Here is a 12,114-nt window from a genome sequence, read left to right as displayed (position 1 = left end):
CGTTCGATGGGCACCCGCGGCCGGTGGATCGGCCTCAGCCGGCGGACTTCGGGCGCTCGGCGAGCCCGAGACGCAGGTGTTCGCTGTGGTAGACGGCCTCGTCGAGCAGTTGGGCGACATGGCTGTCATAGAGGCTGTAACTGATCGACCGCCCGGAACGAGTGCCGGTGACCAGCCCGAGATTGCGCAGCAGCCGGAGCTGATGGGACACCGCGGACTGCTCCATGCCGACGGCGTCGGCGAGATCGGTGACCGAGCGCGGACCGGACCGCAGCTCGGTGAGGATGAGCAACCGGCTCGGGGTCGCCAGCGCCTGCAGCGTGGTGGCGACATGCACGGCCGATTCCGGATCGAGCCGCGCAGCCGGCCGCATCCCCTCGTCGATGCCGTGTCCCATGCAGCGAGATGCTACCGGTTCACCATCACATGAAAACCTCTTCATATGAACTGTTACTGTCGGGGCTGACGGTCCGCAACACGACGGGAGACATGATGGACACGGCGGAGGCGACCGGCGCGACGGACAGGGCGGCGCGTGACACCGTCCCGAGACCGGGAGGCGAACGCGGGATCACCGCCCCGCGATCGATCTTCCGGACCGGGCTCCGACTACCCGAGGTGCGCTGGGCGGGCATCGCGCTGGCACTGTTCCTCGCCGGATGGCTGCTTCAGCTCTGCGAGGCACCCGAATGGGCCTGGTGGACCGCGTATCTCGTGTGCTACCTGAGCGGCGGATGGGAACCGACCCGGTCCGGCCTGCAGGAACTGCGGCAACGACGACTCGACGTCGACCTGCTCATGATCGTCGCCGCCATCGCCGCCGCGTCGATCGGGCAGGTCTTCGACGGCGCGCTGCTGATCGTGATCTTCGCGACCTCGGGCGCGCTGGAGGTCGTCGTCACCCAGCGCACCGCGGACTCGGTGACCGCCCTCCTCGGCCTGGCTCCCGAACGGGCGACCCGGTACCACGACGACGGTTCCACCGTCGAGATCGACTGCCGCGATCTCGAAGTGGGACAACGCATCCTCGTCCGACCCGGCGAGCGGATCGGTGCCGACGGAGTGGTCCTCCGGGGGCGCAGCGAGGTCGACCAGCAGGCCGTGACCGGCGAGTCGATCCCCGTCGTGCGCGACGCGGGTGACGACGTGCTGTCCGGCACCGTCAACGGCACCGGCGCGCTGATCGTCGAAGTCGCCCGCCCGGCGTCGGAGTCGGTGATCGCCCGGATCGCGACACTCGTCGCCGAGGCCTCCGAGACGAAGGCCCCGACCCAGCTCTTCCTCGAAAAGGTCGAGCAGGCGTACTCCGTCACCGTCGTGGTCGCCACGCTTCTGGTATTGGGCGTTCCGATGGTGTTGTTCGACAACACCTTCGACGAGGCGCTGCTTCGAGCCATCGTGTTCATGATCGTGGCCTCACCCTGCGCCGTCGTCCTGTCGACGATGCCGCCGCTGCTGGCGTCGATCGCCAACGCCGGTCGTCACGGCGTGCTGGTCAAGTCCGCCGCGGTGATGGAGTCCGTCGGACGGACCAATGTCGTCGCCTTCGACAAGACCGGCACCCTGACCGAGGGACGCCCGCAGGTCGTCGACGTGACAGCACTCGACGGACGCGAGCCGTCGGAGGTGCTGGCGCTCGCCGCGGCCGTCGAACACCCCAGCGAACACCCGCTGGGACGCGCGATCGTGGCGGCCGCGATCGACCGTGGGCTGGACATCGAGACGGTCGAGGACTTCCGGGCACTTCCCGGCCGCGGCGTGACCGGTGCCGTGCGCGGTCACCGGATCACCGTCGAGCGCGCCGTCGCCGACTCGACCGGAACCGTGGTGGGCGTGCTCGTCGACGGATCGGAGGTCGGCCGGATCGAACTCGTCGACCGTCTTCGGGACGACGCCGCCGAAGCAGTGCGGCTGATCGGCGACGTGACCTCCGGGCCGGTCCTGCTGCTGACCGGCGACCGCCCGTCCGTCGCGGCGGATGTGGCAGACCGGACCGGAATCGAGGCGGTACACGCCGACCTCCTGCCCGAGGACAAGGTCCGAATAGTCGGCGAGACCGGCGGCCACGTTCTCGTGGTCGGCGACGGCATCAACGACGCACCGGCCCTCACGGCGGCCGGCACCGGCGTCGCCATGGGTCGTCGGGGCGCGGACCTCGCGGTCCAGACGGCCGACGCGATCATCGTGCGCGACGACCTCACCGCGGTCGCCGCGCTGATCCGGCTGTCCCGGCTCGCTCGCCGCTACGTGATCGCGAACCTCTGCATCGCGGGCACCATGATCATCACCCTCGTGACCTGGGATCTCGTCGGAACCCTTCCCCTCCCGCTGGCCGTCGCCGGCCACGAGGGTTCCACCGTGCTCGTCGCACTCAACGGCGCGCGCCTGCTCCGGCGGTCGGCGTGGTCGGGCGCACAGTCGACGTGATCGGGCGCACAGTCGACGTGTTTGGACGCACGGTCGACGGAGGCGCGGTCATTGCCTTCGCCGCAAGTTAGTGTCACTCTGAGTACCAGACAAATCCGCAACCCTGCGGGCGCGGACAGCCGGCGGGTCATCGGCCCGCCCATCTGATGGGATCTCTCACATGACGAGCTACTTCATCACCGGGGGCAGCGGGTTCATCGGGCGACGCGTTCTCGAACGTCTCTTGACCGTCACTCCCGACGCCACGGTCCACGCGCTGGTACGCGAGTCGTCGCTGGCGGCCTTCGTCGCCATGCTCGACGACCTGGACGCCGGCGACCGGGTGACCCCCGTGGTCGGAGACCTGACCGCGCCGGGACTCGGCATCGCACCGGACGCCGTACCCGCGATCGACCATGCCATCCACCTCGCCGCCATCTACGACATGGCCGCCGACGCGGAGTCACAGCGCGCCGCCAACGTCGTCGGGACCTCGCGCGCCGCCGACTTCGCGATCGCGCACGACGCGCTGTTCCACCACGTCTCGTCGATCGCGGTGGCCGGCGACCACCGCGGTCGCTTCACCGAGATGGACTTCGAAGTCGGACAAGGGTTCCCGACCCCCTACCACCGCACCAAGTTCGAGGCCGAACGCGTCGTCCGCGAACGCGAGGGACTCCGCTGGCGCGTCTACCGGCCGTCGGTCGTGGTCGGCGACTCCAGAACCGGGGAGATGGACAAGATCGACGGCCCGTACTACTTCTTCGGTCATCTCGGGATGCTCGGCCGGTTGCCCTCGATGCTGCGGCTGCCGATGCCCGACCTGGGCACGCTCAACATCGTGCCCGTCGACTACGTCGCCGCCGCGATGGTCGCCCTCATCGGCGTCAATCCCACACGCAGCGGGCTGGTGTTCCATCTCAGCGACCCGAAGTCGCTCACCACCACCGAGATGTACAACGCCCTCGCACCGGCATTCGACGCCCCCAAGGGCTTCGATGCCATCCCGCGCTCCGCGGTCGAACCCGTGATGGCGTTGTCCGGCATGGGGATCGCGCGTGTCGGACGCAACCTCGTCGCCGCTCAGCAGGGCATTCCCGGGGCACTGCTCGACGCGGTGACGCTGCCGGTCGACTTCCGCGCCGACACCACCGTCGCGGTCCTGCACGACCTCGGCATCACGATCCCCGACTTCACCGAATACGCCCCGCGGCTGTGGACCTACTGGTCACGGCATCTCGACCGGGCGCGCAACCGTCGCACCGATCCGCGCGGCCCCCTGGTCGGCAAGAACATCCTCATCACCGGTGGGTCGAGCGGCATCGGCAAGGCCACCGCCCGGATGTGTGTCGCCCGCGGGGCCAACGTCATCATCGTCGCCCGCAATGCCGCGGAACTCGATTCGGCGACAGAGGAATTGAACTCGACGACGAGCAAGAAGGGAATTCCGCCAGGCCAGGTGACCTCGTACCAGTGCGACATCACCGACGAGGAATCGGTCAACGCGCTCGTCAAGACCGTCCTGGCCGCACACGGCCATGTGGACGTGCTGGTCAACAACGCCGGCCGGTCGATCCGCCGCGCCACGCTCAATTCCGTGGACCGGTCACATGACTACCACCGGGTGATGGCGGTCAACTACTTCGGCGCGGTCAACCTCGTCCTCGGACTGTTGCCGCACATGGTCGCCAGGCAGGCGGGCCACGTGGTGAACGTGACCTCGGTCGCGGTGCAGTCACGGGGGCCGCGATTCGGGGCGTACGCGGCGTCGAAGGCCGCCCTCGAGGCCTTCAGCGACGTGACCGGCACCGAGACGGTCTCCGACCACGTCACTTTCTCCAATGTTCGTCTGCCCCTGGTGAAGACGCGGATGATCGCACCCACCGAGGCCTACGACAACCAACCCGGCGCCTGGAACGTCGACCGCGCCGCGGCGCGCGTCCTGCACGCCATCGTCGACCGGCCCAAACGGGTCGACTCGCTCGTCGGGCTGGTCGCCGAGATCGGGCATCGGATCACGCCCGGACTGACCACCCGCATCCTGCACCAGGAGTATCTCGTGTTCGGCGAATCGGCGGCAGCCCTCGGTCGTTCGGACCACGGCGCCGACAGGCGCGACACGTGATCGACACCCCTTATCTCGAGGTCGACGTCGATCGCATGACGCGTAACCTCGCGTCGCTCGCCGATCGTGCGCGATCGACCGGCGTCGAGGTGCGCCCGCACGCCAAGACCCACAAGAGCGCCGAGATCGCCCGCATGCAGATCGATGTCGGCGCCGTGGGCCTGGCGGTGGCGACCATCGGCGAGGCCGAGGCCTTCGCCGACGCCGCCGAGATCACCTCGTGCACCGACATCTTCATCGCCTACCCCGTCTGGCCGACCCCGGCGAAGGCCGCCCGGTTGCGTGCTCTGGCGGCCCGGGTGTCGCTGCGGGTGGGTGTCGAGTCGGTCGAGGGCGCCCGGCATCTCGGGGCTCTGCTCGATGGGCGGCGGATCGAGGCTCTCGTCGAGGTCGACTCCGGGCAGCACCGCACCGGGGTGACGCCCGGGGGTGCCGGCGAGGTCGCGGCCGCAGGAACGGCAGCCGGACTCGACGTCGTCGGCGTGTTCACCTTCCCCGGCCACGGCTACGGCCTCGGCGACACCCGACGGCGTGCCGCGGAGCAGGAGGTGGCGGCGCTTCGCGCGGCCGCGGAGAGTCTCCGGGAGCACGGGATCGATCCGCGCGTACGCAGCGGCGGGTCCACGCCCACCATCGAATTCGTCGGCGACCCGGCTCACGCGGGCGTGCTCACCGAGGTCCGTCCGGGCGTGTACCCCCTCAACGACGCCCAGCAGGTCGAGATCGGCGCCTGCGGATTCGACGACGTCGCGCTGACCGCGGTCGCGACCGTGGTACGCAGCGAGCCCGGACGAATCGTCGTCGATGCCGGCAGCAAGATCCTCGGCGCCGACCGAGCTACCTGGGCCACCGGGCACGGACGGCTCCTCGACCACCCCGACGCCCGTGTCGTGCAGTTGTCCGAACACCATGCCGTCGTCGACTTCCCGGCGGACTCGACGCCGGTCCCGCGGTTGGGCGACGTGGTCCGGGTGGTACCGAACCATGTCTGCACCGCGGTCAACCTCGTCGACGAACTGGTGGCGATCGACGGATCGGACAGCCGGTGGCCGGTCATCGCGCGGGGACGCAACAGCTGAGTCAGACGGGTCGGATTCCTTGCCGGACCAGGAATTTGCGTGCCCGTCCGAACTTGCGGTCGGTGGAGAACGCGTACCAGCGCTGACTCACACCCGCTTCGTGGACGACGTCCCGGAACCTGCGGAACGCGCCGCGTCCCTCGATCGCGCGCTCCAGACGGTTTCGCAGGTCGGGATCGGTGGTGCGCGTGGCGAAATCGGCCATGTCCCGCCAGCTGTCGCGCGAACCGATGCAGTCGAAGCGCAGCCAGCGGTCCGGGTCCTCCTCGACGTCGATCTCCTCATCGAGCACGCCCGGGTCGAGCATCTCGTCGTTGTACACGAAGCCGGTGCTCAGGTCGATGAGTCCGCCGGTTGACCGGTTCGGATCACCCTCCATCTCGTCGCTGAGCATCTCGAGATCCACCGCGATCGGCCGTCCCGGCGCGGGTTCTCCGCGCAGGATCGCGAGTAGTTCCTCGGCGAGTTCGGCGTCGCCGGACTCTCCCCGTCGGTTGAGTTGTTCGACGATCGACACGGCCACCGGTTCGGCTCGCTCGCGGCGCTTCTGCAGTGCCATCGACACCCCGGGGCCGACCTGCTGGAGTGCGTCGTGCAGATCGCATCCGATGACGGCATCCAGGAAACGATCGGCATCTGCGGATCTGATCGCCCCGCGCACCTCGCCCAGATCGAGTTCGCGTATCTCTTTCTGCGCGGGCCACTGGCCGACGAGCATCGGATGGGGAACGGTGGGGCGTGGTGGCGTCGCGTCGTCATCATCGGCCGTCCGTCGACCGTACTGATCCGGGATGTCGCCCCAGCCGAAGTACGCGAGGGGCGCCTTCGGTCGGACGCCCAATACCTCCTCCGGGTCGACCTTCAGATCCCCCACGACGCACCGGTGTGTCCACTCGTCGCCGAGGTCGAAGGTGTACTGGAACTCGGCACCCGGCTCGACGAACCGGGAGACCTTGGCCGTGGCGATGTCCACGGGCTCGGAGATCGGGCCGCCGATACCACCGGCCAGGTCGGCACCGAGCGCAGCGTCGGCGACCACCCTGCCGTCGTCCAGAGTGAAAAGTGACAGATGGGAACGATCCCATCTAGCGAACGCGTCATCGACGGCGGTCGCCAGATCCTTGAAGGTGTGCGACGGTCCGACCGCGAAAACCCTTCCGGGCCAGGGCCACAACTCAATACCACGACCACCGAGCAGTTCCACGGTCACCGACAACCACGTGCGCGCCATGCGTCGAGACTGGCATCTTCGAGGCAAAGACGCACGCTTTTGTCCTCGGGCGTTTCTTCCCGAAGGCCACTCCGCGAGACGTAGTCACTCATAGACCCCCTCGACGATCCATTCTCCGGCGCGGTAGCACAGCAACAGGGCTCGTGAATCGTCGAGCAGCACCTGCGCCCGGGCGATCAGTCCCGTCTCGCCGGCTCCGGCCGACACCGGCGCGCCGGCGGGGCGGTCGGCGCTCCCGACCGGCCACGGCCCGGCCCACCAGTACAGACCCCAGCTCGATCGGCGGCCCCGGGACGATGCCAGCGCCACGGTCACCGGCTCGGCGGTGAACGCCCCGCGCTCGGTCACCTTCACCGGTTGTCCTGTGGCGTCGAGCACGTGGATCGCGGTTTCCACCAGCACCGTCGGGCTGGGTTGCGGCAGACGCCCGGGCCACGGCGCCAGCGGATCCCGGCGAGGAGCCGGCTCGTCGCCCAGGGAGACCATCGTGATCCGTTCGGCGGGACCGCGACCACCGCTCAGCACGGGAATGCGGACCGCGTCCCCGCCCAGCAACCCCTGTATCCGCACCAGTGAACGCCGGGCGCGCTCCTCCACGTCGGGCTCACCCGCCGACCCGCCACGGGCGAGATCGTCGGTGAGCTGGTAGTGCAGGGCACCGGCCTCGACGACCTCGACCGGCTCGAGGCGCAACCGGACGATCGGCGAGTCGGGCCGGGTGTCCCGGGCCCTTCTCCCCTGCGCTTTGCCTCCGTAGGGGGCTTCGACTCGGCTCCTCGCTGCGCTCGGTGCCGGCTCAACCCGCGGGGTAGGCCGCGCCGCGCCGGTCAGCCACCCCTCCAGTTGCCATCGGATGCGGTCCGCGGTCGTCTCCGGCGTCAGCGGCTGGGCACAGCGCCAGGTTCGCGAATGCTGTTGTCCGCGTTCGGTGGTCGCGATGATGGTGAGTCGTGTACAGGCCACTGCGGCATCACGCAGGCGTCGGTGCAGCGCGTCGGCGAGGGTACGGCCGATGAACGCCGCGACGTCGATGCGGTCGACCGGAGGGTCGCAGGTGTGGTCGACGTCGAGTTCGGCAGGCACACCGCGGGACGACGGGACGCGCCCCGGCAACGCGTTGGCGAGCCGATGCGCGACGACCGCATCCCTGGCGAACCGAGTGGCGACATCGGTGACGGACATGTCGGCGAAGGCCCCGATCGTGCCGATCCCCAGTCGGCGCAGCAACTCGACGAGATCGGCGCGGGACGGATCGCTCATGCTGGGTTCGACGGCGAGATCGGCGACGGGCCGGCCGGCGAGGTACTCCCGGTCGCCGCCGGGCTCCACCTGATGTCCGTGCCGGGCGGCGAGGACGGCGGTGAAGATCTCGTCGGCGATGCCGACCTGCGACTCGATGCCACATGCCGACACCACGTCGACGAGCTCCTCCGCGAGGGACTCCATCCCCCCGAAATAACGGGCCGCACGGTCGCCGGCGATCACCAGGAGACCTGGCCGGAGCACTTCGAGAGCGGGTATCACCTCGGCGACCGCGGCGACCACCGGTTCGAACAACCGTCCGTCCCGGTTCTCGTCGGCGGTGACCACGGTCATCTCCGTACACGCCGCCTGCGCCTGACGCTTGCGCATCCCGCGACGGACACCGGCCGCCCGGGCCGACGCCGAACAGGCCACCACCCGATTCGCCGACAGCACCGCCACCGGATGCAGTGGGGGTAGATCCGCCTCGGCCGATGCCGCCATCGCCGGCCAGTCCGGGCACCAGAGCGCGAGGATACGCCGGGACCCCGGCTCCCCGGGGGGCATCAGTTCGCCACCGCGAGCACCGGTGAGGCACTCGCCGCCGCGACCATCTCGACCGTGCGATCGGGGCCGTGCCCCACCGCCCGGAGCTCGACCTCGGTGCTCTCGGATCGCCGGCCGCGGCCGGACACCGTGACCTGCAACCGCATCCCGCCGATGCGGCCGTAGCCACTGCGTGCGGAATCGAGACCGGCTGCGCGGGAAGCGGACCGGCCGGGCAGGTGTGGACTGTGCCGGTAGGTGAGGACACGGGCTTCGACGGCCAGCTGCGCACCCGGCCAGGTGCCACCGGTCACCAGCAGCACCGACGACTGCTTGCGCACGCGGCCCATGACCACCCGCGCACGCGACGGGGCCACCGTCTCGCCCCGCGGGCGTGTCCCCTCCCCGTCGCTTGCAAGGTCCAGGATCACCAGGTCCATACCGTCGAGCAGAACCGCCGCCACCTCGACCGGATCGGGGCCGGGCTCGGGGATGGTGGCGATACGGGATAGGTCGGCACCCATCTCCGCCGCCGACAACAGACTCAACCGTGGCAACCCGACGATCCCCACCTGCCCACCCGCACGGGTCACCGCTGCGATCATCGCGACCAGCACCGAGCGGGCACCGTCGAGCCGGACGACCGTACCGCGAGGAATCCCGTTGTGCGGCAGCACCTCCGACAGCGATTCCGGCATGGGGAGTACGCCCACCGCCTGATCGCGGACCTCGACCACCCGCTGGTCGGGCCGGCCGGACATGGCCGCCATCCGCCGGCGCAACCCCGCCAGCTCGTCCGCCCTGCCACGGGTCGCGACATCGGTCACGGCAACACCAGCTGACACATCCATTTTCCGGACACCCTCCAGTCGACATGAGGTACTCGAGCGAGCCGGGAAGGTGCGCGCATCAGGGTTCTCGAACTGTCCTCCGAAGTGATCCCGAGGGTCACCCTCGGCCGCAGATCGTTCGAACACAGTTTCGATGATTCGAGAGTAGAACCAACCACCGACAAGCGTCAAACGAAGACGAGATCCGTTGTACGACAGAGCATGTGCGATCCCACGTCGAATCGACGCAGATCAGCGCGGTGCCGGTTCAGAACGGCAGTGATCAGAACAGGGTGAGTGCGTGCTGCAACTCGGGCTCGGCGACCGTCGCCGGCGCGTCCCGGCCCGACTGCCGGAGACCACCGGACCCCGCCAGGCCGTGCCGGTGCACGAGAGGTTTCATCCGGTCACGCAGCCACGACGAATACTCGGGGGTGACGTAGGCACCACGTCCGTACAAACCCCGGTAGCGGCGGATGAGCGCCGGATGTTCCTCGGCCAGCCATTCGAGGAACCACGGCTTGGTCGAGGATCGCAGGTGCATCGGGAACGCGGTCACACCCGAGGCGCCCGCCTCGGCGAGGGCCTCGAGCAACGAATCGAGGTGCGAGGTCGAGTCGGTGAGGTAGGGGATGACGGGGGCCACCATCACATGCGGCGCGATGCCGGCATCGGCCAGATCCCGGATCAGCGCGAGCCGCGCCTGCGGCGAAGGTGTCCCCGGCTCGATCTTCTTCTGCAGATCCGGATCGAGGATCGCCAGCGAGATCCCGACGCTGACCGACACCTCGCCCGCGGCCTGGCGCAACAGCGGCAGATCACGACGGATCAACGTGCCCTTGGTGAGGATCGAGAACGGCGTCCGGGACTCGGCGAGCGCGGAGATCACCCCCGGCATGAGCCGATAACGCCCCTCGGCGCGCTGGTAGGGATCGGTGTTGGTCCCCAGCGCCACCGTCTCCCGGGTCCACGACCGGCGTTTGAGCTCCTTGCGCAACACCGCCGCGACGTTGAGCTTCACCACCACCTGGGTGTCGAAGTCGTTGCCCGCGTCGAGGTCCAGGTACTCGTGCGTCGGCCGGGCGAAACAGTAGCGGCAGGCATGCGTACACCCGCGAAAGGTGTTGACCGTGAACTGGAACGGGAGCTGCGAGGCCTCCGGGATGCGATTGAGCGCACTCTTGGCCAGCACCTCGTGGAAGGTGATGCCCTCGAAGTCGGGCGTACGCACCGACCGCACCAGGCCCGAGCGGCTCAACCCGGGAAGCGACCCGTCGTCGACCCCCACCGCCTGATCGGACCATCGCATGGAGCGAGTCGAACATACGTACGAGACGGCTGTCAAGTGCGGTGCCCGCCCCGATGGACTCGCCGCTATCATCGCCCTATGTCGACCACCGCCGGACACCGTCATGCACCAGGTCCCCAGTACCTGGTGGCCGGCCGATACCGCCTGAAGTCGCGGATCGGCGGGGGCGGCATGGGAACCGTGTGGCTCGCACGCGACCAGCTCCTCGACCGCGACGTCGCCGTCAAGCAGGTCGTCTCCACCGAGGGTCTCACCGAGGAATCCGCGGACAACGTGCGTCAGCGGGCGATGCGAGAGGGACGCATCGCCGCGAAGCTCTCCCATCGCAATGCGATCGCCATGCACGATGTCGCGCTCGACCGGGGTGAGCCCTGGCTGGTCATGGAATACCTACCCTCGCGCAGCGTCGCCCAGATCCTCCATGCCACACAGACTCTCACGCCTGCCGAAGCCGCCCAGATCGGCGCTCAGGTGGCCGATGCGATGGTCGAGGCCCACGCCGCGGGGATCGTGCACCGCGACATCAAGCCGGGCAACATCCTGATCGCCGAGGGCGGCCGCCACACGGGACTGGTCAAGATCACCGACTTCGGGATCTCGCGGGCGAAGGACGATGTCACGCTCACCCAGACCGGCGTGATCACCGGGACACCGGCATATTTCGCCCCCGAGGTCGCGCGCGGAGCCGATCCGCAGGAGGCGTCGGACGTGTACTCGCTGGGTGCGACCATCTACACGATGGTCGAGGGTCAGCCGCCGTTCGGTGTCGACGACAATTCGATCGCCCTGCTGCACAAGGTCGCGCGTGCCCGCATCACTCCCATGAAGAACGCCGCCGAACTCGAGCCGGTCCTGCTGCGACTTCTCGAACCCAGTCCCACCAAACGCCCCACGATGAGTCAGGCACGAGACCTGCTCACCTCGTTCGCGGCCGGCTCACGCGGCACCCGCGACCAGGTCCTGACCGGCCTCATCACCCGACCGGGGACGGGAACGCCGGTGTGGTCGCAGCGGACCAACCGGTCCTCGACGACCGGTACACACCGCCCCGCCGCAGCCACCCTGCCGCCGTACGCCCCGACGATGTCCGCCGATCGCGGCTCCCGCGACCTCCCGCGCACTCGTCAGGGCATGTCCCCGACTCTCATGTCGACGCCGCAACCACACTCGTCCACATCGAGACCACCTGTCGGACAGTCACAACCGTTTGATCGGCGACAGCCATCGTACAATCCGCCCCCGCAGCCGCCGGGCACGTCGAGCACCGCACTCGCGGTATCGATCTTCGTCTTCTTCGCGGTACTCGCGGTCGTCGTCGTCCTCGCCATCGCGCTGTTGCGCTGAGG

The 12,114-nt window shown here is 69.1% G+C and carries 9 protein-coding genes; 4 read left to right on the top strand and 5 right to left on the bottom strand.

The window, feature by feature from the left end:
• Positions 1 to 34: 34 nt before the first annotated feature.
• Positions 35 to 397 carry an ArsR/SmtB family transcription factor gene (locus KTR9_RS09485; protein WP_010841889.1) on the bottom strand — a complete coding sequence of 121 codons (363 nt, stop codon included), beginning with the start codon at positions 395 to 397 and terminating at the stop codon, positions 35 to 37.
• Positions 398 to 489: 92 nt separating this feature from the next.
• On the opposite strand from KTR9_RS09485, the gene KTR9_RS09480 reads away from it, so the two are divergent.
• The 3 genes from KTR9_RS09480 (at position 490) to KTR9_RS09470 (ending at position 5,610) form a co-directional block, all read left to right on the top strand.
• Positions 490 to 2,427 carry a heavy metal translocating P-type ATPase gene (locus KTR9_RS09480; RefSeq protein ID WP_014926208.1) on the top strand — a complete coding sequence of 646 codons (1,938 nt, stop codon included), beginning with the start codon at positions 490 to 492 and terminating at the stop codon, positions 2,425 to 2,427.
• 160 nt (positions 2,428 to 2,587) lie between these two features.
• On the top strand, positions 2,588 to 4,531 hold the full coding sequence (locus tag KTR9_RS09475; protein WP_014926207.1) for an SDR family oxidoreductase: 1,944 nt from the start codon (positions 2,588 to 2,590) through the stop codon (positions 4,529 to 4,531).
• Entirely contained in the window at positions 4,528 to 5,610 is a 1,083-nt protein-coding gene (locus KTR9_RS09470) for an alanine racemase (RefSeq protein WP_014926206.1), read from the top strand. Before KTR9_RS09475 ends, KTR9_RS09470 begins: the two co-directional genes overlap by 4 nt.
• Position 5,611: 1 nt before the next feature.
• Here the strand turns inward: KTR9_RS09470 and KTR9_RS09465 are convergent, their stop codons facing one another.
• The 4 genes from KTR9_RS09465 to KTR9_RS09450 form a co-directional block, all read right to left on the bottom strand.
• Positions 5,612 to 6,841: a UPF0158 family protein gene (locus KTR9_RS09465; RefSeq protein WP_044506375.1), complete on the bottom strand. Its 1,230-nt coding sequence runs from the start codon at positions 6,839 to 6,841 to the stop codon at positions 5,612 to 5,614.
• A gap of 84 nt (positions 6,842 to 6,925) precedes the next feature.
• Positions 6,926 to 8,650: a DNA polymerase Y family protein gene (locus KTR9_RS09460; protein WP_014926204.1), complete on the bottom strand. Its 1,725-nt coding sequence runs from the start codon at positions 8,648 to 8,650 to the stop codon at positions 6,926 to 6,928.
• The gene (locus KTR9_RS09455; RefSeq protein ID WP_014926203.1) at positions 8,650 to 9,480 is read right to left on the bottom strand and encodes a hypothetical protein; all 831 of its coding nucleotides are present in this window, start codon (positions 9,478 to 9,480) and stop codon (positions 8,650 to 8,652) included. Before KTR9_RS09455 ends, KTR9_RS09460 begins: the two co-directional genes overlap by 1 nt.
• Positions 9,481 to 9,742: 262 nt before the next feature.
• Positions 9,743 to 10,768 (bottom strand): Rv2578c family radical SAM protein, encoded by a 1,026-nt coding sequence (locus tag KTR9_RS09450; protein WP_044506370.1) that lies wholly within the window; start codon positions 10,766 to 10,768, stop codon positions 9,743 to 9,745.
• A 78-nt stretch (positions 10,769 to 10,846) separates the two neighbouring features.
• On the opposite strand from KTR9_RS09450, the gene KTR9_RS09445 reads away from it, so the two are divergent.
• Entirely contained in the window at positions 10,847 to 12,112 is a 1,266-nt protein-coding gene (locus tag KTR9_RS09445; RefSeq protein WP_044506368.1) for a serine/threonine-protein kinase, read from the top strand.
• The last annotated feature ends 2 nt before the right edge of the window (positions 12,113 to 12,114 follow it).

The organism is Gordonia sp. KTR9 (genome assembly GCF_000143885.2).
Taxonomy (GTDB): Bacteria; Actinomycetota; Actinomycetes; order Mycobacteriales; family Mycobacteriaceae; genus Gordonia.
Note: the sequence above shows the minus strand (reverse complement) of the source record. Positions and strands in the feature narration are given on the sequence as shown.